The 21,868-nt window shown below is 71.1% G+C and carries 19 protein-coding genes and 1 pseudogene; 10 read left to right on the forward strand and 10 right to left on the reverse strand.

Going from position 1 to position 21,868, the window contains the following annotated elements; translation table 11 throughout:
• Positions 1-82: 82 nt before the first annotated feature.
• The 5 genes from L3Q67_RS10285 to L3Q67_RS10305 all read right to left on the reverse strand — a co-directional run bounded on the left by L3Q67_RS10285 (position 83) and on the right by L3Q67_RS10305 (position 4,440).
• Positions 83-793, reverse strand: coding sequence for a DUF6802 family protein (locus tag L3Q67_RS10285; RefSeq protein ID WP_499189296.1), 711 nt, complete (start codon positions 791-793; stop codon positions 83-85).
• A 117-nt stretch (positions 794-910) separates the two neighbouring features.
• Positions 911-1,408, reverse strand: a complete 498-nt coding sequence (locus L3Q67_RS10290; protein ID WP_499189297.1) for a hypothetical protein — start codon at positions 1,406-1,408, stop codon at positions 911-913.
• Positions 1,405-3,261, reverse strand: a complete 1,857-nt coding sequence (locus L3Q67_RS10295) for a dynamin family protein (protein WP_499189298.1) — start codon at positions 3,259-3,261, stop codon at positions 1,405-1,407. Before L3Q67_RS10295 ends, L3Q67_RS10290 begins: the two co-directional genes overlap by 4 nt.
• A gap of 13 nt (positions 3,262-3,274) precedes the next feature.
• On the reverse strand, positions 3,275-3,703 hold the full coding sequence (locus L3Q67_RS10300) for a nucleotide exchange factor GrpE (protein ID WP_499189299.1): 429 nt from the start codon (positions 3,701-3,703) through the stop codon (positions 3,275-3,277).
• Between the two features lie 47 nt (positions 3,704-3,750).
• A complete protein-coding gene (locus L3Q67_RS10305; protein ID WP_499189300.1) occupies positions 3,751-4,440 on the reverse strand; it encodes a TetR/AcrR family transcriptional regulator in 690 nt (229 codons plus the stop codon).
• A gap of 94 nt (positions 4,441-4,534) precedes the next feature.
• Between L3Q67_RS10305 and L3Q67_RS10310 the strand changes: the two genes are divergently transcribed.
• Positions 4,535-5,722, forward strand: a complete 1,188-nt coding sequence (locus L3Q67_RS10310; protein ID WP_499189301.1) for a Rossmann-fold NAD(P)-binding domain-containing protein — start codon at positions 4,535-4,537, stop codon at positions 5,720-5,722.
• On the opposite strand, the gene L3Q67_RS10315 is transcribed toward L3Q67_RS10310, so the two are convergent.
• A complete protein-coding gene (locus L3Q67_RS10315; protein ID WP_499189302.1) occupies positions 5,682-7,262 on the reverse strand; it encodes a dynamin family protein in 1,581 nt (526 codons plus the stop codon). The genes L3Q67_RS10310 and L3Q67_RS10315 overlap by 41 nt on opposite strands.
• Positions 7,263-7,418: 156 nt before the next feature.
• Between L3Q67_RS10315 and L3Q67_RS10320 the strand changes: the two genes are divergently transcribed.
• The 6 genes from L3Q67_RS10320 (at position 7,419) to trmB (ending at position 13,218) form a co-directional block, all read left to right on the forward strand.
• Positions 7,419-8,591: a sensor histidine kinase gene (locus L3Q67_RS10320; protein WP_499189303.1), complete on the forward strand. Its 1,173-nt coding sequence runs from the start codon at positions 7,419-7,421 to the stop codon at positions 8,589-8,591.
• Positions 8,588-9,244, forward strand: coding sequence for a response regulator (locus L3Q67_RS10325; RefSeq protein ID WP_209663508.1), 657 nt, complete (start codon positions 8,588-8,590; stop codon positions 9,242-9,244). Before L3Q67_RS10320 ends, L3Q67_RS10325 begins: the two co-directional genes overlap by 4 nt.
• Positions 9,245-9,410: 166 nt before the next feature.
• Positions 9,411-10,352: an ABC transporter ATP-binding protein gene (locus L3Q67_RS10330; protein ID WP_499189304.1), complete on the forward strand. Its 942-nt coding sequence runs from the start codon at positions 9,411-9,413 to the stop codon at positions 10,350-10,352.
• Between the two features lie 16 nt (positions 10,353-10,368).
• A complete protein-coding gene (locus L3Q67_RS10335; RefSeq protein WP_499189305.1) occupies positions 10,369-11,136 on the forward strand; it encodes a hypothetical protein in 768 nt (255 codons plus the stop codon).
• 871 nt (positions 11,137-12,007) lie between these two features.
• The gene (locus tag L3Q67_RS10340; protein WP_499191490.1) at positions 12,008-12,502 is read left to right on the forward strand and encodes a hypothetical protein; all 495 of its coding nucleotides are present in this window, start codon (positions 12,008-12,010) and stop codon (positions 12,500-12,502) included.
• Between the two features lie 20 nt (positions 12,503-12,522).
• Positions 12,523-13,218, forward strand: coding sequence for a tRNA (guanine(46)-N(7))-methyltransferase TrmB (gene trmB / locus L3Q67_RS10345; protein WP_499189306.1), 696 nt, complete (start codon positions 12,523-12,525; stop codon positions 13,216-13,218).
• A 39-nt stretch (positions 13,219-13,257) separates the two neighbouring features.
• Here trmB and L3Q67_RS10350 read toward each other — a convergent pair whose 3' ends face one another.
• Positions 13,258-15,480: an ABC transporter permease family protein gene (locus tag L3Q67_RS10350; RefSeq protein WP_499189307.1), complete on the reverse strand. Its 2,223-nt coding sequence runs from the start codon at positions 15,478-15,480 to the stop codon at positions 13,258-13,260.
• Positions 15,477-16,178, reverse strand: a complete 702-nt coding sequence (locus tag L3Q67_RS10355; protein ID WP_499189308.1) for an ABC transporter ATP-binding protein — start codon at positions 16,176-16,178, stop codon at positions 15,477-15,479. Before L3Q67_RS10355 ends, L3Q67_RS10350 begins: the two co-directional genes overlap by 4 nt.
• A 175-nt stretch (positions 16,179-16,353) precedes the next feature.
• Here L3Q67_RS10355 and L3Q67_RS10360 point away from each other — a divergent pair, with 175 nt between their 5' ends.
• The 3 genes from L3Q67_RS10360 to L3Q67_RS10370 are packed head-to-tail and all read left to right on the forward strand — an operon-like array spanning position 16,354 to position 20,086.
• The gene (locus tag L3Q67_RS10360; protein WP_499189309.1) at positions 16,354-18,105 is read left to right on the forward strand and encodes a sensor histidine kinase; all 1,752 of its coding nucleotides are present in this window, start codon (positions 16,354-16,356) and stop codon (positions 18,103-18,105) included.
• Positions 18,102-18,755, forward strand: a complete 654-nt coding sequence (locus tag L3Q67_RS10365; RefSeq protein WP_499189310.1) for a transcriptional regulator — start codon at positions 18,102-18,104, stop codon at positions 18,753-18,755. Before L3Q67_RS10360 ends, L3Q67_RS10365 begins: the two co-directional genes overlap by 4 nt.
• Before the next feature lie 23 nt (positions 18,756-18,778).
• Positions 18,779-20,086, forward strand: coding sequence for an amidohydrolase family protein (locus tag L3Q67_RS10370; RefSeq protein WP_499189311.1), 1,308 nt, complete (start codon positions 18,779-18,781; stop codon positions 20,084-20,086).
• Between the two features lie 20 nt (positions 20,087-20,106).
• Here the strand turns inward: L3Q67_RS10370 and L3Q67_RS10375 are convergent.
• Both L3Q67_RS10375 and L3Q67_RS10380 read right to left on the reverse strand, forming a co-directional pair.
• Positions 20,107-20,701, reverse strand: a pseudogene (locus L3Q67_RS10375) (response regulator).
• Positions 20,702-20,751: 50 nt separating this feature from the next.
• The gene (locus L3Q67_RS10380; RefSeq protein WP_499189312.1) at positions 20,752-21,825 is read right to left on the reverse strand and encodes a sensor histidine kinase; all 1,074 of its coding nucleotides are present in this window, start codon (positions 21,823-21,825) and stop codon (positions 20,752-20,754) included.
• Positions 21,826-21,868 lie beyond the last annotated feature (43 nt).

Below are 21,868 nucleotides of genomic sequence, written 5' to 3' on the forward strand. Positions count from 1 at the left end.
GCCCGCGAATTGCCCGATTTCCCGGCAATAGCAAGAAGGCCCGGCGCGAACACGTCGCACCGGGCCTGCTGGACGAAGGGGATCAGTTCGGGCTGATCCACTGGCCGGTGACCGAGTCGATCTTGGCGACCCCCTCGACCGGCTGCGAACCGCTGACGCCCCAGGCGTCGTCGCCGGCGCTGGGCGTGCCCACCGCGCCGACCGCGCCGGAGGTGGTGCTCTCGGTCCACTCGCCGTCGCCGGTGTGCTCGTACACGGTGGACTCACCGCTGGGGTCGATCACCACGGCGAGGTCGGCCTCGCCGTCGCCGTCGACGTCGGTGAAGCCGATCGTGTTGCCGGAGGAGTCCTCGACCACGGCGGTGTCGTTCACGCCGTCGTTGTCGGTGTCCACCGTGGCCGGTCCGACCTCCACCTCACCCTCGGGAAGGTCGGCGGTGATGCCGCCTTCGCTCCCGGTCTGGGTGCCGGGGTCGGTGTCGTCCCCGGTGGTACCGCCGGAGCCGACGTCGATCCAGTCGCCGGACGCCTCGTCGTACGCCGCGTGCGAGACCACGTCGCCCTGGGCGTCCAGCTCGATGAACTCGTCGGCGTCGCCGTCGGCGTCGGTGTCGACGAAGGCCTGGACGCCGCCGTCCTCGGTCTCGATCGTGGCGGTGTCGTTGACACCGTCCTCGTTCATGTCGAAGTTGACGTCAGCGGTGTACTCCTCGCCGTCGACGGTCACCGTCATCTCGTCCGCGGCAGCGGAGGTGTCGGTGGTGTCGGTGCCACCGCTCTCGTCGACCCACACGGGAAATTCCCCCTTCGCCAGGAGTCGCCCCGGCAGTTCAAGGATGTTGTCTTCAGCGGTTATGACTCACCGTATGCCGGTTCGGTTCCCTGGCACAACAGCCGGTCACTCCGATGGTCAAGCGGGCATCCCGAGCGCGCCCAGCGTCACGCACCAGCGGTCGTTCGTGGTGCTCAGGTTGAGCCGGTACCGCAGTTCGCCGTCCTCGTAGCTGTCCGGGTTGGCCAATTTCCCGTCGATCCAGAACCCGGCGCTGGCGGCCGACTCCGTGCCTTCCTCCGGCGACAAGGTCATTTCGACCCCCTTGCCGGTCAGCTCCTCGCGCACGCTGTCCACGTACTGCGGGCCGAGCGAGCAGCTCAGCGCCACGATGGTCTCGGCGTCCTTGTTGTTCACCGCGTCCACGTACTGCTGGGCGGTGGCCCGGGGATCACCACTGGTACCGCTGTCGTTCAGCAGCACCACGAGCAGCACGGCACCGCCACCGAGCAGCACCACCAGCCCGACCACCAGCCCCACGATCAGCCCGGTGCGGCTCTTCTTCGGCGGCGGCTGCGGCGGATAGCCGTAGGGCTGCTGCCCGTGGTAATACGGCTGCTGCGGTGGCTGGTTCACGACGTCTTGTCCCTCAGCGTCCGGATCCGGGACAGGAACCCCTCCGCGCGCTCGCGGCCTTCACTCACCTGCGTGATCCGCTTGGTGACCAGGCTGAGCTTCTTCGCGCGCTCCTGGGTGCCCATCTTGATCGTCTTGTCGACTTCCTTCAGCTCGGCCTCGATCGCCTCGATCCGGCGGCCGAGTGCCTCGTCCAGTGCCAGCGACAGCTGCTGCTCCGCCTCGATCAGCTGCTCGGCGACCAGCTGGTCCAGCGTGGAGCGGGCGTCCGCGATGGACTCCACCAGCCACTGCTTCATGTGCTGCTTGTCCGCCGCGTGCCGCCGGGTCCTGGCCATCCACCAGCCCGCCCCGAGGCCGATCACGATGGTCGCGGGCAGCACCACCGGGTTGAACAGGGCGAGCCCGGCCAGCGGCGCGGCCACCAGCTTGCCCGCCCCGACCCCGCCGGACACGCCCATGAACACCAGCAGCTTGTCCTCGGCGGTCGGCGGCCGCTTGTCCGGCGGGCGCAGCACCACCGGCGGGCTGCCCGCCCTGGCGAACTGGGCGCGGATGACGTCCAGTTCCTCCTGGCTGAACAGCTCGGCCAGCGCCACGTCGGTGACCTGGTTGAGCCGCTGCGCCAGCGCCAGTGACATGCGCTGCGAGAGGGTCTGCAGCGCGACGTCGACCTGGCCGGGCAGCTCCTGGATCTGCTCGCGCTTGGCCGCGTCGATCTGCTGGCGGAAGTAGGACTGGGCGTCGCGCATCTGCCGGTTGCCGTCGTGCCCGATCTCGACCCGGGTGCGCTGGATCTCGCCGCGCAACCGCAGCTGCCAGCCACGGGTGGACGACCGGCGCTCGGCGGCGAGCTGGTCACGGCGTTCGCGCAGCAGCTCGGCCTCGGCCTCACCCGCCGACAGCGCGCGGCGCTCGGACTGGAGCTTCGAATGCTGCTCGCCGAGTGCGCTGGACAACGCGCGCAGCGTGTTCGCCTCCCCGAGCATGGCCGACCGGCCCACCAGCATCTCCTGCATGGCCGCTTGCAGCTCGGCCACCCCGGACCGCTCGCGCAGCATGGTCCTGCCCTGCTCGTTCGGCGCCTTCGCGGCCATCTCGAACATCCGCGCGGAAACCGGGTGGAACACCGCGTCGGCGAACCGGGGCGCGTGCTCGTTCAGCAGTTCGCGGTCGGCGTCGAGCACCTGTCGCCAGCCGCGGAACTGGTCGGTCTTGGTCAGCGCGAACACCACGGTTTCCACGCGATCGCCCATGCTGCGCAGGAAGTTCAGCTCGCTGGAGGTGAACGGCGCCGAGGCGTCCACCACGAAGAGCAGCGCGGTGGCGTTGGCCGCGGCCTCCATCGCCAGCTCGGCGTGCATCGAGTCCAGTCCGCCGACGCCCGGGGTATCCACAATGGACACCCGTTCGAGCAGCGGCACCGGGCCGCTGACTTCGACGTACCGCGGCGGCAGCTGGCCTTCGGGGAGCTCGTGGCTCGCCGAGACCCAGCGGACCAGCTCGTTCATCTCGACCCCGACCGGGGCCAGCTGACCGGGGTAGCAGGCCTGCGCCGACCACGTTTCGGCGTGCTCGAAGACCAGGTAGGTCGCGGTGGCCACGCTCGCGTCGACCGGAGACAGGCCCGGCATCGCCAGCAGCGCGTTGACCAGGGAACTCTTGCCGCGATTGGTCTCGCCGACGACCACCACCGAGGGCTTCTTCGGCCGCGCCTTGCGCAGGTCCTCCACCCACCGGGCGGCCTGCGGGTCCAGTTCGCGCAGCAGCGTCAGCAGGGTCTCCCTGGCCTGCTTCACCTGCGCGGGCAGGCTGGGCTTACCGATCGATCCGAGTGCGGCTGGTGCGGTCACACAGGCAGCGTAGCTATCTCCGGGTGTACACGGTGACGATCGGGGCACGAAGCAGCCGGTCGCGATCGGCGAAGCCGACCACCTCGGTTTCCGCGACGACGCCGTCCAGTGCCGGGTCCTCGGTCGGCACCGCGCCGCCCGCCTCGTGCACCGCCGGGTCGAACCGTTCGCCGTCCGGGCGCAATGCCCGCACCCCGACCTCGGCCAGGCCCTGCACCAGCCGTTCCACCACGCCGCCGCTGCGCGCGCGGTCCAGCGCGTACAGGCACAGCTGGATCAGCGTTTGCCGTTCGACGGACGCCTGGTCCACGTCCCCGCCGGGCACGATCACTCCTACGGGCTCCACATCGGGTTCCGACGCGGTGACCCCCGCCGCGGTTCCGCTGTTCTCCACTCCGTCAGCGTGGTCGGCTCCGTCGTTCTTGCGGGACCACAACGACATCCCAGCCACCCCCAACACCCCGTCGAGTCGTCGGGGGGAAACCTAACTCAGTCCACGGAACGCCGGTCGATGAGTACGGCGAGACCGTCGAGGATTCGCTCCAGCCCGAATTCGAGCGCGTTGTCCTGGCCACCCTCGGCGGCGTCCGAAATCGCGGCGGCCATCGACGGGAAGCGGTCGCCGTGCGCGTCCATCACCGCGGCGAGGGTGCGGGAGAAGTCGGCTTCCGGCGTCGACGAGTTCCTGGCCTGTTCGGCGATGGCCCGCAGGTGCCCGGTCAGCGTGGCGACGGCGTCGAGGCGCTCGCCCCCGGTCAGCCCGGTGCCCTCCAGCGCGGTCAGCGCGCGTTCGACCCAGCCCAGTTCGCACGGCCCCCACACGCGCGGGCACAACGAACTGTCCAGCAGCCACGGGTGCCGTTGCAGCACGGCGAACATCAGCAGGCACCACTCGTGGAGCTGCTCGCGCCAGCCGCCTCCGGCCAGGTCGACGGGTGCGCCGAAGCCCTGGTCGGTCATCACCGCGATCAGGTCGGCCTTGCTCGGCACGTGCCGGTAGAGCGACATCTTGGTGAAGCCCAGCTCGTCGGCGATCCGCTGCATGGACACCGCGCCGAGGCCTTCGGCGTCGGCCAGCCCGATCGCCACCGCGACGATCCGGTCCACGCCGAGCACCGGTTTCGGGCCGCGCGCGCCGGGGGTGTGCGGTTCCCAGAGCAGCTTGGCGCCGGCGATCACGGTCTCTCCTGAGCAAAAGCGGTTGCCACCAGAACTGCTTCCAATGTACACAGTAATCAACTGTTTCTACTGGACACTGTTTCGAGGGAGTCACATGACCGGCAAGAACGTGCTGATCTCCGGCGCCAGCGTGGCCGGGCCGGCACTGGCCCACTGGCTGGGGCGGTACGGCTTCCGGCCGACCGTGGTCGAGATGGCCCCGGCGCCGCGCGAGGGCGGTTACGCGGTGGACTTCCGCGGGCCCACGCACCTGGGTGTGCTGGAGCGCATGGGGTTGCTCGACCGGATCCACGAGCGGCAGACCGGCGGCACGCCGATCCGGTTCGTCGACGAGCGGGAGCGGACCCTGCTGCGGCTGCCGACGGAATTCGCCGGTGGCGCGGTGGAGATCCGCCGCTCGGACCTGTCGGAACTGCTGCGCGAGCACAGCGCCGACACCACCGAGTACCGCTTCGGCGACTCGATCAGCGCCTTGACCGAGACCGCCGACGGCGTGCACGTCACCTTCGAAAGCGGCGACGAAGGCACCTTCGACCTCGTGATCGGCGCGGACGGGCTGCATTCGAACGTGCGCGCGCTGGCCTTCGGGCCGGAGCGGGAGTACGTCAAGCACCTCGGTTACTACGTCGCGGGCTGGGAAATGCCGGCGCCTTCGTGGCTGGCGCAGGAGGCGGTCGGCCTCAACACCCCCGGCAAGTACGTCTCGGCCGCGGTCGACTACCGGAACCCGGCCATGGCGGGCAGTTACGTGTTGTTCAAGTCGCCGGAGCTGCGTTACGACCGGCGTGACGGCGAGCAGCAGAAGCGGCTGATCGCCGAGAACCTGGCCGGGATGGGCTGGCGGACGCCGGAGATCCTCGGCACGCTGCCGGCCGCGAAGGAGCTGTACTTCGATTCGATCAGCCGGGCCGACGTGCCGGACTGGTCGACCGGGCGGATCGCGCTGCTCGGCGACGCCGCGTGCGGCGCGACGCTCGGCGGCATGGGCACCGGCACCGCGATCGTCGCGGCCTACGTGCTCGCCGGTGAATTGGCGAATTCCGGCGACCACCGCACGGCATTCACCCGCTACGAAAACCTGCTGCGCGAATACGCGACGGGATGCCAGAAAGGCGGGGAAGGCACCGGGAAGTTCCTCGCCCCGGACACGCAGCTCAAAATCTGGCTGCGGAACAAGTCACTGAGCAACAAACTGGTGCTGAAACTGATGCTGAAAGCGGGTGAGGGGAGAAGCTCGAACATCAACCTGCCGGATTATCCGCACGCAACTGCTGCCAGATGAGGAAGTACGCCCGGTGCACCACGTGCGCGACCCGGCTCTGCGCCGGGGTCGCGCCGAAGGAGGCGAACGACCGCCACCACCCGGCGCGTTCGAGCGCGTAGGCCGCCAGTTCGGTGCGCGGGCGGCCGGGCATGCCGAGCTGGGCACCGATGTCGGCGTTGCTGCCCACCCGCAGCACCTCCTCGGCGAGGTCCTCCGGCATGTCCACCGCGCCGGAGGCGACCAGCGTCAGCGCCTCCAGCAGGCGCAGCTGGTGTGCCTCGGGCTTGGCGAGCAGCACCTCGATCGCGTCGTGCACGCGCTGGCGTTCGGCCGGGTCACCGGAGGCGTGCGCCAGCGCGGTCACCGAGGCGAGCGCGGCGGCGGCCTTGATGCCGTCGGCGCGCGCGGCGAACACCATCGCCAGCCGGGCACGCACCGCGGCGAGACCGGAAGCGTCGAGGAGCTTGCGGCGCAGCGCGCCCGCGGTAAGCCCCGGTTCGGCGCGGATCGCGTCGATCGCGCTGCGGATGCCGAACAGGTCGAGCTTCTCCAGCAACCGCAGCCGGACACCGGAGGGGACGTCGCACTCCCAGCTGGTGAAGATGTCCGCGGAGATCAGCATGGTCTCGAGTGAGGCGTCGTCGACCTCGGAAAGCTGGCGCAGCACGTCGGCGTCGGCGGAGGTGAAGGCACCCGCCTCGGCGGACTCGGCGAGCAGGCCGATCACCGGCAGCACGTCGGCCACCCGCGGCTTGAGCGTGGCGGCCTGCTTCTCGGCGAGCATGGTCGCCGCCTTCCACACGTCGTCCCCGGCGCCGTCCACCGACTCCGGCGCGATCGTGTCGGCCTTGTTGAGCACCGCGATCGCGTTCACCGGACCGGCTTCGCGGCTGGCCGTGGCGGCGGTGAACGCGGCCAGCGCCTGCTGGTCGTCGGCGCGCACGCCCTGGGTCACCACGTAGAGCACGGCCTCGGCACCGGCGACGGCGTTGCGCGAGGTGTCGTCCAGCTCGTCGGAACCGCCCTCGCCGTCCTCGCCGTCCTTGCGGTGCTTGGCCGCGCCGAGCAGCTGCTCGGTCCGCGACACCGAGGCGGCGTCCAGCGAGCCGAGCCCCGGGGTGTCGATCACCGTCATGCCCTGGAGCACGGCGTTGGTCAGGTACGCCTCGAGGTGGGAGACCTCGTCGATGTCCACGCCGAGCTCGGCCGGGATGCTGCCGTCCGGCGCGAAGGGCAGCACCTGCTTGCGGCCGTCGGTGAAGACCACCTCGACGCGGTCCACCGTGCCGTACTGGAAGCGGGTGACCAGCCGGGTGCACTCACCCACGTCGGTCGGCGCCACCCGGCGGCCGATCAGCGCGTTGACCAGGGTGGACTTGCCGGACTTGATCCGCCCGGCCACCGCCACCTGCAGCGGCGCCCCGAGCCGGCGCATCACCTCGGCGAACCCGGCCGCGGTGCGGGCGGAGACCTGGGACTGCAACCGGTGGCAGAGGTTGCCGACCGAGGTGGACAGGGGCCCCGCGAGGCGCCCACCCTGTTCCGCCGGTGCCGTCACGCGTGTCCCTCCCCGAAGCCTCGGTTCCGGGGGTAATCATGCCCGTCATCCTGCGGTCGCACCCAAGGTGGTCCCGGCGGGCGACGCGGTGTTCCGGCCAGCGGACATACGCTGGATGTCGTGCGCCGGCTCAGTCTCTGGTTACGGAAACACCCGATGGTCGGGGACAGCTGCATCGCCCTGTTGCTGATGCTGTTCGACCTGCTGTTGTTCGTGGTGTCGGCCACTGAGCAGACCGGGCTGGCGATCCACCCGTGGTACGTCACCGTGCCGCTGGACTTCCTGGTCGTGCTGCCGGTGGTGTTCCGGCGCAAGCGCCCGGTGTGGGCGGCCTACGCGGCGCTGCTGCTCGGCGCCGTGCACGGCGGGCTGGAGCTCGGCGTGGCCGGGTTCTTCGCCGGCACGATCGCGGTCTACACCCTGGTCGTCTACGCCGGCCGGCGCCACGGCGCGCTGTACCTGCTGATCAGCGTCACGACCAGCGTGCTCCAGCTGATCGTGCAGCGCACCGACGAGCTGGCGATCAACATCGTGCTGATCGTGCTCGCCAACGCGTTCTGCTGGCTGCTCGGCGAGTTCGTCGGGGCCCGGCGGGCGTACCACGCGGAAGTGGAGGCCAGGTTGCATCTCCTGGAGACCGAACGAGACCAGGCCACCCGGATCGCGGTGGCCAACGAACGCGGCCGGATCGCCCGCGAGCTGCACGACGTGGTGGCGCACGCGGTGAGCGTCATCGTGGTGCAGGCCGACGGCGCCTCCTACGCCATCCGGTCCAACCCGGACCTGGCCGAGCGCGCGGTGCAGACGATCTCCGAGACCGGCCGCGGCGCGCTCGCCGAGCTGCGGCGGCTGCTCGACGTGCTGCGCAACGAGGACGCCGACAACGAACCACGCGTGCCGCAGCCCAACGCGAACTCGCTGACCGAGCTGGCCCAGCGGGTCGGCGCCGCCGGGGTGCCGGTGGACGTGGAGGTCGACGAGAACTTCGACGACCTGCCCGCCGGGGTGTCCCTCGGGGTCTACCGGATCGTGCAGGAGTCGCTGACGAACACCCTCAAGCACGGCGGTCCCGGAGCGAAGGCGGTGGTGAAGGTGCATCGCGAGGCCGACGGCGTGCGCATCGAAGTGTCCGACAACGGCAACGGCTTGCGACCGGTGCCGGTACCCGCCCGCGGCGCCACCAGCGCGATGACGCAACTGCCCGGCGGCAACGGCCTGATCGGCATGCGTGAACGGGCGAACGTGCTCGGCGGCAAGCTGGAAGTCGGCCCACGGCCGGGTGGTGGCTGGCGCGTGCACGCCACCCTGCCGGTTAGGTTGGACACGTGATCCGGGTGGTGCTGGTCGACGACCAGGAGCTGATGCGCGTCGGGTTCCGCATGGTGCTCGGGGCCCAGCCCGACATCGACGTGGTCGGCGAGGCGGGCAACGGCCGTGAAGCCGCGCGGCTGGCCGAGGAACTGCGGCCGGACGTGGTGCTGATGGACGTCCGGATGCCGGTGCTCGACGGGGTCGAGGCGACCAAGCTGATCGTCGAGGCCGGCACCGCGCGCGTGCTCGTGATGACCACCTTCGACCTGGACGAGTACGTCTACGCGGCGTTGCGCGGCGGCGCCAGCGGCTTCCTGTTGAAGGACACCCCGCCGGACCACCTGGTCTCGGCGTTGCGTTCGGTGGCCAGTGGCGAGGCGGTGGTCTCGCCGTCGGTGACCCGGCGGCTGCTGGACCGGTTCGTCGGCTCCGGGGACGCCCCGCTGCGCGACGCGGCGGTGCTCAACGTGCTCACCGAACGCGAGCGCGAGGTGCTGGTCCTGATCGCCAAGGGAATGTCCAACACCGAGATCGCCGAGGCGCTCTTCCTGTCCGAGGCGACGGTCAAAACCCACGTCGGCCGGATACTGGCGAAACTCGAGCTGCGCGACCGGGTCCAGGCCGTGGTGCTGGCGTACGAAACCGGGCTTACCCGCCCGGGTGTCTCCTAGCGAGTTCAGGGTCGTCTCAGGGGGATCACCGATCGCCCTGGTCCTCGCGACAGGCCAAGCTACGACTGCAGTCGGGTGGGAAGTTCGATCCCAGGGATGACGCGCGAGGGCGCGGCGCCGGGAAACGATGGGGCCACATCCGGCGTTCCGCTGCCGAGGAGGAGACATGATCGAGGCAGAAGGCCTCACCAAGAGGTACGGGAAGACGCTCGCCGTCGACCAGCTGTCGTTCAGCGTCGCGGCGGGCCGGGTCACCGGCTTCCTCGGCCCGAACGGGGCAGGGAAGTCCACCACCATGCGGATGATCCTGGGGCTGGACAACCCGACCGCGGGCCGGGTGAGCATCGGGGGCAAGCGGTACCACGAGCTGAAGAATCCACTGAGGACGGTCGGCGCGCTGCTGGACGCCAAGTGGGTGCACCCGAACCGCTCGGCCCGCGCGCACCTGGCGTGGATGGCGAAGTCGAACAAGATCGCCGCGAGCCGGGTGGACGAGGTGCTCGACACCGTCGGCCTGACGTCGGTGGCCGGCAAGCGCGCCGGCGGGTTCTCGCTGGGCATGTCGCAGCGGCTGGGGATCGCCGCGGCGCTGCTGGGCGACCCCGAGGTGCTGCTGTTCGACGAGCCGGTGAACGGGCTGGACCCGGAGGGCATCCTCTGGATCCGCAAGTTCATGCACCGGCTGGCCGACGAGGGCCGCACGGTGTTCGTCTCCAGCCACCTGCTCTCGGAGATGGCGCTGACCGCGAGCGAGCTGGTGGTGATCGGCCGGGGGAAGCTGATCTCGCAAAGCTCCACAAAGGACTTCGTGGCCCGCGCGTCGGAGAACACGGTGAAGGTGCGCAGCCCGCAGCTGCCGCAGCTGGGCCAGTTGCTGACCAACGCCAGCGCGCAGGTGACCGCGGACGACGACGCGCTCATCGTGTCCGATTTGGACAGCGCGAAGATCGGTGAGATCGCCGCCCAGCACGGGATCGTGCTGCACGAGCTGAGCCCGCTGCAGGGCTCGCTGGAGCAGGCGTTCATGCAGATCACCGGCGACTCCGTGGAGTACCACACCGGCCTGGAGACCGAGGCGGCGCAGATCCTCGCGCCGACCGGTCAGTGACGTTCTGGAGACAACCATGACTCTGCTCGCTGTCGAACGCATCAAGTTGTTCACCACGCGCTCACCGTGGTGGTGCGCGCTGATCACGCTGGTGGTCACCATCGGGTTCGCCGCGCTGGTCACCGGCACCACCGAGAACGTCGAGTTCGTCACGGTCGGCAGTGCCGAATTCGGGTACTCCTTCGGCCTGGCCGTGGTGATGGTGCTGGCCGCGCTGGCGGTCACCACCGAGTACCGCTTCGGCACCATCCGCACCACGTTCCAGGCGGTGCCGCACCGGGGTTCGGCGCTGCTGGCGAAGACCGTGGTGGTCGCGCTGCTGGCGCTGGTGATCGGGGAGATCGCCGGCTTCGGCTCGTGGGGCATCGCGAACCTGCTGCAGCCCGAGGCCGACCTGGCGCTGAACACCACCGCGAAGTGGATCAACGTGGCGGGCATCGGCCCGGTGTTCGCACTGGCCGCGGTGGTGGCCGTGGCCGTCGGCATCCTGATCCGGCACAGCGCCGGGGCGATCTCGCTGCTGCTGATCTACAACCTGGCGGTCGAGGGCCTGGTGCCGCTGATCCCGTCGATCGGGGACGACATCCACCAGTGGATGCCGTTCAACGTGGCCCACAAGTTCATCGCCGGCGACGGCGCGTCGAACGGCGCCATGGGCGGGGAGGCGGGGCCGCCGCTGTCGTCGTCCACGCTGAGCCCGGCTTGGGCACTGGCGTACTTCGCCGGTTTCGCGGCGATCATGCTGGTGATCGCCATCACCACCGCGAAGAAGCGGGACGCATAAAGCCTCTACAGGGGAATCCGGCTCCGCGGCACGGGGGTGCGCAGAACCGGAACGGGGGAAAGGGCCCGGGTCGCCACTTCGGGGGGCGACCCGGGCCCTTTCATTTTTGCGTTCGTTCGCCGGGTGGCTGCCCGAGCGTGGAACTCGGCTGCCCGAGCGTGGAACTCGGCTGCTCGAGTGCGGAACTCGGGGGCGTGAGTGTGGAACTCAGGTGCGTGAGTGGGGAACTCGGGTGCTCGAGTGCGGAACTCGGGGGCGTGAGTGTGGAACTCGGGTGCCTGAACGTGGCACTCGCCGGTTCGGGCGTGGAACTGATATCCACGAACGTGGACTTCGGCTACCGCAGAGCCGAACTCGGCCATCCGAAAGTGGCACTCGCCTGACCTGAACGTGGAACTCGGCTTCCCGAACGTGGGGTTCGGGTGCCTGGACGTGGGGTTCGGGTGCGGGAGTGTGGGGTTCGGGGTGGGTTTGGGTTTGGGGGTGTGGGGTTGGGTGGGCGGGGTGGCGGAATGTTGTGGGGGGTGGGCGGTTTGGGGGCTAAAAGGGTGGGAAATGGGGGAATCATTGCGAGCGGGCGGCTCGGGCAAAAGATCACGGGAAAGAGTCGCGAACAGGTAGTAACGAATTACAAGATCTAAGCGACATACTCAGGAAGCACTACTGCACGCCGCCTGGTTAAGACCATGTAAATACGCTGTGGGTTCGCTCACAGTGGGCAGACACCCGGCCGCTGACCAGGCATTTTGAATAGTGAACCCGTCACGGAACTCTACGGAGGTGACCCTTGACGGTGGTGAAAACCGATCGAGGAGTCGAAGGCAACATCCCCGCCCAGCGACCTGCCCCGCGCCAGCTCCGGCTCGAGCCGATGGTGGGACTCGAATGGTCGCAGGCGATCGAAATGCCCCGCATCGTGGCGGCGGCGGTCAAACCGTCCGACATCCGGCGTGCGTGGGTGCACCGCGCCCCCGAGGACCAGGTGCTCGCGCTCTACCGGGCGACAGCGGCGGGTGGCGCCCGCGTACCCGCGCCCTGGTGGCTGCGGGCCGTGGTGGCCGGTGAACTGGATTCCCGCGAGAGCGGCTTCCGCGTCGAGGACCGGATCGCGCAGTTGCTCGGCAGGCGCATCGGCTGGGAGTACGTCCCCTGGGGCGCCGACGGTGAAGCCGGCTACTGGGAGTTCATGCCGTCGGAGGGCGGTCCCTCCGGGCACCGGATCCCGACGACCATCCTGAACACCGATCGCCACACCGGCTGGATCGACGTGCTGCCCGCGCACAGCGGCTCCACGCCGAGACCCATCGCGGTGCCCGGACTGGCCGGGCTGCGCGCGCGGCTGGGGGAGTTCGAAGCGGTCCGCTGACCGGCGGTTAGGTTTGCCGGGTGGAAAGCGAGAACCAGCCGCGGTTGCGCAGCGTGGTCAGCTACGTGCAGCGTGGTGGCCGGATGACCGTCGGGCAGCAGCGCGCGTGGGAAGAACACTGGCCGTCGCTCGGCCGCAAGGTGGCCGAGTTGCCCGAGGGGCCGCTCGACTTCGACGCGTGGTTCGGCCGGGAAGCGCCGGTGCTGCTCGAGATCGGCTCCGGCATGGGCGAGACGACCTCGCAGCTGGCCGCCGCCGCGCCGGAGCTGAACTACGTCGCCGTCGAGGTGTACGAGCCGGGCCTCGGCCAGCTGATGCTGCGTGCCGAGAAGCTCGGCGTGGAGAACCTGCGCCTGATCAACGGGGACGCCGTCGTGCTGCTCACCAGGCACGTCCCGGAGGACTCCCTGCACGGCGTGCGGATCTTCTTCCCGGACCCGTGGCCGAAGAAGCGCCACCACAAGCGTCGCCTGGTGCAGCCGGAGTTCGTCAAGCTCGTCGCCTCGCGGCTGCGGCCCGGCGGCACGCTGCACCTGGCGACCGACTGGGAGAACTACGCCGAGCAGATGCTCGAGGTGCTCTCCGCGGAGCCGACCCTGGTCAACCGGTACGACGACTGGGCACCGCGTCCCGACTGGCGCCCGGTGACCAAGTTCGAGAATCGCGCCAACGAAGAGGACCGCGTCAGCCGGGACCTCATCTTCGAACGCCGCTGACCGCGCCCCGCCGCGAAGGCGGGGCGCGGCCGCGACCCCTCACTCGTCGGCGAGGGGTTCGGCGCGCACCCGGTTCAGGGCCGGGGTGCACACCGAAGCTGCCAGCACCGCGACCCCGGCGCCCAGGACCACCGGTGCCAGGATCCACGGGCTGAGCACCACGGGACCGTCGTCGACCAGGCCGAACAGTCCGAGGCCGACGACCGCGCCGACCACGCCCGCGCCGATGGTGGCGACCAGTGCGGGCAACGCCGCCTCCATGCGCAGGGCTCGCGCCAGCGTGCGCACCGGGGTGCCCGCGGCGATCAGCGCGCCGAAGGTGCGCCGACGGTCCATCACCGAGCCCGCGGTGGCGATCGCCGCGCTGCACCCGGCCAGTACGCCCGCCGCGACCAGCCCGATCACCGTCACCCGCCGCAGGTCGCCCAGCTCGGTCTGCTGGTTGCCGAGCACCAGCTCACGGCTGTTGACCTGCTCTCCGGTGGCCGCGCCGACGAGTGCCGTCCGCACCACCTCGCGCGTCTCCGGCGTGGTCGGCACGGCGATCGTGTAGTTCTGCGGCTGCATCCCGGCAGGCACCGCCGACGGGTCGACGAACGTCGAAGTGAACCGATCTTCACCGCGGGGGGCGACCTCGCGCACGACCGTGCCCGCGACCAGCGGCTGACCCGGACCCTCGTCGCCGGAGACCTTCATGCCGGTCAGGTCCAGCGCGGAGCCCGTGTAGACGGCGGGCTTCCCGTCGCACGTGCCCGGGTCGAACCGCAGCAGGCTGCGTGCGCTCGCGCAGTCGAGCACCTGCGTGTACCGGCCGCCCTCCGAACCCGGTTCCTGGAGCACGACCTGCGGGATGGAGGCAGCCCGTTCCGGCACGCCGTACCGGGTCAGCTCGGTGTTCGCCTTGTCGGTGATCTGCTGCGCGGCCGTCGCGTCGGTGTCCAGGTAGATCACCGAATCGTGGAAGGAACGGCCGCCGCCGGCGAGCGATTCGAGGCTCGGCAGCAGGGTCAGCGCCATGGATCCGGCGAACACCGCGAGCACCACCCCGGCCGACGCGCGGTAGGCGCCCTTCGGGTCGTCACGCAACCGCCGCCCGGCGAGCAGTCCGGCGGGCTTGCGCCACACCCGGACGAAGATGCCGCCGACCGCCGAGGTCACCCACGGTCCGATCACCGCCGCCGACCCGACCAGCACGGCCAGCCCACCGAGCACGGCCAGCACTCCGCCGCCGTCCTTGGTCGTTGAAATCGCGTAGAAGAAGAACAGCCCGGCCGCGGGCAGCGCGAGCAGGCGCCACCAGTGCAGCGGCTTCTTGGTGTGCCCGCCGGTCGCGCCCAGCGGCGTGGTGACCACCCGCCGGAGCCCGGCGACCGCGGCCAGCAGCACCAGCGCGGGCAGGGCCGCGGTGATGCCGATGGCGAGCGGGAGCGGCAGCGCGAAGTCGTCCGACTGCCAGGTGCCGCCCGCCCACGGGACCACCGTGGCCAGTGCGTTGACCAGCGGGCTCACCGCGAGGCCGAGGACCGCCCCGGCCACCGCGGCGAGCGCGGTTTCGGCGGCGACCATGCCGATCACCTGCTTCGGCGTGGCCCCGGCGAGGCGGAGCGCGGCCAGCCGCTGCTCGCGCCGGGCGGCGGTCAGGCGGGCGGACGAGGCGACCAGCACCAGGCTCGGCACCAGCAGCACCACCACGCCGACGCCGGAGAGCAGTTGCAGCAGCGGGTCCGGCTGCGCGCCGGTCTTCGGGAAGCCGTTCACCGGCCTCGCATGCTGCGGCATGTCCTCCGGGGCGTGCCCGACCAGCGCCACCAGCTGTTCCGGGTAGGCCAGCGCCTCCTCGCCGAGGATCGACCGCGCTCCCGTGCCGAAGCGGTCGGACAGCTGCGACGCCATCCGCGAATCCATCAGCTGCGCCAACTCCGGCGAGACGACCGCCTCGCCGGGACCGGGCAGCCGGTCGATACCGGCCGGCAGGGAGTCCACTGGCGACAGCTGCGCCACGTCGACGCGGATGATCTGCCGGCCTTCGAAGTAGTCGTTGGAGATCACCTTGGCCAGGGTCGCCACGCCCTCGTCCTGCGAGCTGTACATCTGCTGCTGCCACAACGAGCGTTCAGCCCGCGCCTGCGTGCCGAACGGCAGCCCGACCAGCAGCAGGACCAGCGCGGTCGCCACGGCGACCCCCACGCCGGTGAGGATCGCCGAGACCCGCGTCCGGCGATCACCCCGGAGCACGCGCATGGCCAGCTGGAACGGGTTCATGCCGCGACCTGCACGTCGATCCGGCCGTCGCGGATGGCCACCGTGCGCGGCATGGACTCGGCCAGTTCGCGGTCGTGGGTCACCACGATCACCGCGGCGCCGGTCTCGGCGGCGGAGGCGAGCAGCGCGCTCATCGTGTCGCGGCCGGTGCGCGTGTCCAGTGCCCCGGTCGGCTCGTCGGCGAAGATCACCTTCGGCTGGTGCGCCAGCGCCCTGGCGATCGCCACCCGCTGCGCCTCGCCACCGGACAGCTCACCCGGGCGCCGCTGCTCCTTGCCCGCCAGCCCGAGCCTGCCCAGCCAGCCGCGGGCGGCGGTGATCGCCTCCTTGCGGCCCGCCCCGGCGAGCAGCCGCGGCAGCGCGGCGTTCTCCTCGGCGGTCAGCTCGGCGACCAGCATGCCCGACTGGAAGACGAAGCCGAACTCCGAGCGCCTCAGCTCGCTGCGCTTGGTCTCGCTGAGCTGGTCGACCCGCTTGCCACCGAGGAGGATCTCGCCGTCGTCGGCCTTGAGGATGCCGGCCAGCACGTGCAGCAGCGAGGTCTTGCCCGAGCCGGACGGCCCGACGATGGCGATCGCCTCCCCCGCGCGGACGTCGATGTCGACCCCGGCCAGCGCGTACTGGGCGCCGTAGCGCTTGACCAGTCCCCTGCCGGACAGCACGGGCGCGCCGTCGTTCGTCCACTGTGGATTCTGCACCGGAAGTCTCCTCGTTCTCGGACCGCGTTTCGCCGAGAAGACTCGCGCAGCGAGCGGGGGCCGGGCTTCGGGCAGACGGCCACCGCGGGCCGCGGCGACCTCGGCCGATCGGCCGAGGCGGAGATGGCCAGGCGGCCAAGGTGCGGGACCCGTGCGATCCTCTACCGTCGCTTCCGTGCCCACCGCCGACCAGCTCACCGCCCGGGTCTCCGCCTTCCTGCGGTGGCTCGGCGTGCCCGGCATGGTGCTGCTCGCCGCACTGCTGTGCGACCTGGTGATCATCACCGGCGCCGGGTTCGACGACGTCGGCCCGCGCCTGCGCGACCTGGGGATGGTGCCCGGCATCCTGCTGATGTCGGCGTGTGCGGTCTGGGCGCGCAAACAGCCGGTCACCGCCGCGTTCGCCGGTGCGGTCGTGCTGCTGTTCACCTCGGCGCTGCTGCGCTTCGGCCGCGTCCAGTCCTACTCGACCGTGCTGGACGAACTGTCCTTCGCCGAGGTGGTGGCCGGCGTCGAACTCGTGATCTTCGTGGTGCGGGCGGCCCGGCCGGGGGTCGCCTTCGCCGCGACCACCTCGCTGGTCGTCTCCTGCCTGCTGGCCATCGCCACGCGCGGGGACATGGACCCGGTCAGCGCCGCGTTGGGCGGCCGGTCCCCGTTCTTCGGCCTGGGGCTGCTGGTCGCCGCCGTGTTGTTCGGCCTGGGCGCCCGGCGCCCGGCGCAGCGCAAGCGGAAGAACCGGTTCGCCGAAGTGGTCAACGGCCAGTGGCCGCTGGTCGGCGGGCTGTCCCTGCTGATGTTCTTCGAACTGGCCGCCGGCTTCGACTACGGCCTGCGGGTCGGGCCGACCCTGCTCTGCTCGTTCGTCGCGGTGGTGCTCGCCGTGGTGGCGATCCGTGAACCGGTGCCCGCGGCCTGGGCGCTCGCCGGGGTGATGCTGGTGTCCGTGGTGGTCACGCGGCTGGTGCTGCGGGGCCACGCGAGCTACGTGCTCGCGGGCGGCACCCCCATCGCCCAGGTCGGCGCCGGGGCGGCGATGACCGTGTTGCTGATCCGGTACGCCGGCAACGCCCGTGCCGTCCCCGCCATCGCCGCCCTCTCCGTGGTGGTGGCGACCGGCGCGGTGGTCAACACCCGCCCCGACGGGCCCTCGTTCGACCTCGGCGACCTGCAGCCGCACGTGCTCTCCGCGGTCCTGCTGCTCGGCATCTCGGTGGCCACCGGGTTGTTCCTGCGCTCGCGCGATTCCGAGCGCAAGCAGGTGGTGCAGTCCGCGGTCACCGACGCGCAGACCTCCGAGCGCATGGCGCTGGCCAGGGAACTGCACGACGTGGTGGCCCACCACGTGACCGGGATCGTGGTGCAGGCGCAGGCGGCGAAGATGGTCGCCGGGAAGAACCCGCAGGTGGCGCTGGACGCACTGGACCGGATCGAGACCGCGGGCACCGAAGCGCTGACCGCGATGCGGCGGCTGGTGCGCAGCATGCGCGGCGACCACCCGGCGGGCACCACCGAATTCAGCGAGCAGGCCACCATGGACCTGGCCGCCGACCTGCACAAGATGGTCGACGCGGCGAACCACGGGGTGTACACCAAGATCCAGCTGAACCTGCCGGACGACTTGCCGCAGGAGGTCGCCCGTTCGGCGTTGCGCCTGGTCCAGGAGTCGCTGACGAACATCGGCAAGCACGCCGCCGGCGCCAGCGTCGCCTGGGTGGCGGTGCGCGAGGAGCAGGGCGAGCTGCACGTCAGGGTGAGCGACAACGGGCGCGGGCAGAGCCAGCGCACCGCGCCGGTCTCCGGCGGATACGGTCTGGTCGGCATGCGCGAACGGGTCGCGCTGCTGCACGGACGGCTTTCGGCCGGGCCGTCGCCGGAGGGTGGCTGGCTGGTCGAAGCGTGGTTGCCACTGGCGGGAGCGGAATGATCCGGGTGCTGATCGCGGACGATCAGGAAATGGTGCGGATGGGCTTCCGCATGATCCTCGACGCGCAGGACGACATCGAGGTGGTGGCCGACGTGGCGAACGGCGTGGACGCCGTGCGCCAGGCGCGCGAGCTGCGCCCGGACGTCTGCCTGCTGGACATCCGCATGCCCGAACTGGACGGGCTGGCGGTGACCAGGCAGCTGGCCGGGCCGGACGTGACCGATCCGCTGAAGGTCGTCGTGGTCACCACCTTCGACCTCGACGAGTACGTGCACACCGCGTTGCGCAACGGCGCCAGCGGCTTCCTGCTCAAGGACGCCGGGCCCGCGCTGCTGATCGAGGCGGTGCGCGCGGCCGCCCGCGGGGACGCGCTGGTGTCGCCGCAGATCACCGTGCGCCTGCTGAAGCACTTCGACAGCAAACCGGCCCGGCAGGCGGTCGATCCGCCGTCGGAGTCGCTGACCGCGCGCGAGATCGACGTGGTGAAGGCGACCGCGCGCGGGCTGACCAACACCGAGATCGGCACCGAGCTGTTCCTGTCGCTGTCCACGGTGAAAACGCACCTGGCGTCGGTGCAGGGCAAGATCGGCGCGCGCAACCGGGTGGAGACCGCCGCGTGGGCCTGGCGTTCCGGGCTGATGGACGAGTGAACCGCACCCCGTAGAATCTCGTGATGCGCCGTCGTTTCCACGCTCCTGTCGTCCTCCCCGCCGACCCCGCCTGTGCCGTGCTCCGCGACGCGGTGGTCGATGTCGACGCGGACGGGCGGATCGCCCACTGCGGTCCGGCCTCGACCGCCCCCGAGAGCGACGCCCCGCGCACCGAGCTGACCGGCGTCCTGCTGCCCGGCCTGATCAACACGCACGCGCACAGCCCGATGGTGCTGCTGCGCGGCATGGGCTCGGACCTGCCGCTGCTGCGGTGGCTCAGCGAGGTCATCTGGCCGGCCGAGGCGCGGTTGCGCCCGGAGGACATCCGCACCGGCATGCTGCTGGGCTCGGTCGAAATGCTCCGCCACGGCGTCACCACCAGCGCGGAGATGTACTTCCACGGCGAGCAGCTCGCCGACGCGGTGCTGGCCACCGGCGCCCGGGTGTCGATCGGTACGCCGATCATGGACCTGCCCGGCCTGGACTGGCGAGCGCAGCTCACCGCGATCGACGCCTGGATCGACGCCGACGGCCTGCGCTTCGGCCCGGGTGAGCGGATCGAACTCAGCTACGGGCCGCATTCGGCGTACACGCTGCCGGAGGAAGCGCTGCGGCTGACCGCGGAATCCGCCGTGCACCGGGACGCGCTGGTGCAGATCCACGTGGCCGAGGCCCGCGCGGAGGACGAGAAGCAGCGCGCCGAGCACGGTTCGGTGCCGAAGCTGCTGGCCAAGGTCGGCCTGCTGGACACCAGGATGATCGCCGCCCACGCGATCCACCTGTCCGATGAGGACATCGCGTTGTTCGCCGGGCACGGGGTCGGCGTCGCGCACTGCCCGGGGTCGAACGCGAAGCTCTCCTCCGGCATCGCGCGGCTGGCGGAACTGCGCTCGGCGAAGGTGCCGGTCGGCCTGGGCACCGACGGCCCGGCCAGCAACGACGACCTGGACCTGTGGGAAGAGGTGCAGCTCTCGGCGATGTTCTCGCGGCTGGCGACCGGGGATTCGACCGCGTTGAGCGCGGCGGACGCGCTGCTGCTGGCCACGCGCGGCGGTGCCGACGCACTCGGCCGGGCGGACATCGGCGCGCTGGAAGCCGGTCGCTGGGCGGATCTGGTGCACATCGACCTGGACGACCCGGCGTTCGCCACGGGCCTCGACGTGCCGGACGCGCAACTGCTGGCGAACCTGGTGTGGGGCGTGGGTTCGCGGCGGGTGCGGGATGTCTGGGTGGCGGGCGAGCAGGTCGTCGCGGACGGGGAGTCGACCAAGGTGGACCGGCGTGCCGCGCAGGCGGCCGTCGCGGAGGCATCGGCTCGCCTGCGCGCCTAGCTCGTCGCCGCGCCGGCGCGTCAGACCAGGTCGGCGTCGTGCACGAGCAGGGCGATCTGCACCCGGTTGTTCAGGTCGAGCTTGGTCAGGATCGCCGAGACGTGCGTTTTCACCGTCGGAACCCCGAGGTGCAGGGCGGGCGATCTCCGCGTTCGACCGGCCGCGGCCGACCTCGACGGCGACTTCGCGCTCCCGGTCGTTCAACCGGGAGAGCCGCGACGCCGCGCGGGTGCGGCGACGGTCCTGATCGGACTCCGCGACCCGGTCCATCAGCCGCCGGGTCACCGCGGGGGACAGCACCGGATTGCCCTGCGCCACCTGCCGGACCGCGGCCACGATCTCGCCGGGCGGGGTGTCCTTGAGCAGGAACCCGGCGGCTCCGGCCCGCAGCGCGCGCAGCACGTGGCGATCGGCGTCGAAGGTGGTCAGGACGATGACCTCCGGCGCCGACGGCCGGGCACGCACGGCTTCGGTGGCGGTGAGCCCGTCCATCTCGGGCATCCGGATGTCCATCAGCACCACGTCCGGCTCCCGCGCCTCGACCAGCGCGAGCACCTCGGTGCCGTCACCGGCCTCGGCGACCACCCGCAGGTCTTCGGTGCCGCCGAGCATCATCCGCAGCCCGGCACGCACCAGCGGATCGTCGTCGACGAGCAGCACCCGGATCACGGCGGCCACGGTAGCCAGGCCGAAACCCGCCACCCACCGGCGGCCTCCTGGCCGTGGGTCAGCCGCCCGCCCACGATGGCCGCGCGCTCGGTCAGCCCGGCGAGCCCCTGTCCCGAACCGCCCGGCCTGCCTGCCGCCGCGTTGGTCACCTCGATGGTCAGCCCGTCCCCGGGCCCACCGTCCACAGTGACCTCGACGGCCGCGCCCGGTGCGTGCTTGCGTGCGTTGGTCAGGCTTTCCTGGACGATCCGGTACGTGGTCCGGCCGACCGTCTCCGGCGGCTCGCCCCTGAGGTCCCGCCGGAGTTCGACGCGCATGCCCGCGTGACGGGACTCCTCGAGCAACGCGTCCAGGTCACCGATGCCGGGCTGGGGCCGGTCACCGACCGGCGCGCGCAGCACCCCGAGCACCTCGCGCAGGTCCTGCAGGGCCTGGTGCGAGCTTTCCCGGATCACCCTGGCGGTCCGCGCGATCTCGTCGGCGGGCGCGTCCGGCCGGAACTCCAGTGCGCCCGCGTGCACGCTGAGCAGGGAAAGCCGGTGCCCGAGCACGTCGTGCATCTCGCGCGCGATCTCCTCGCGCGTGGCCTGGACCGCGCGTTCCCGCAGCGTCACCAGCAGCTTGCGCCGGTGCTGGACGGCCAGCCCCCAGCCGACCACCGCGCCCTGCACCACCACGCCGAACAACAGCATCAGATACGCGGGCGCGTCGGGTTCCGGGCGGATCTCCTGGTACCCGAGCAGGGCGAGCAGCCCGCCCGCGCACAGCAACGCGGTCACCCGCGGCGGCCGGTGCACGGCGACGGTGAACAACGCCGCCATCGCCGCCCCCGCGACCAGCTCGGAGAACGTCGACAGCGCGGTCAGCACCACCGCCAGCGGCACCGGCCGGCGTCGCCGCCACCACAGCGCCGCGCAGCCGAGCGCGCCGGCCACCTGGTCCAGGTCGAACAACCACGCCGGTTCGGGCATCGGCCACCACCGCAGCCTGCCCACCGCCATCCAGAACCCGAACACCACGGCGAGGCCGAACAACGCGGTGTCCACGATCCAGTCACGGCGGGTGCGCACCCGGCGAACCTACCCAGCGATCGGCTCGCCGCGGGCGGATCCG

It is taken from the genome of Saccharothrix sp. AJ9571 (assembly GCF_021725495.1).
Taxonomy (GTDB): Bacteria; Actinomycetota; Actinomycetes; order Mycobacteriales; family Pseudonocardiaceae; genus Amycolatopsis; species Amycolatopsis magusensis.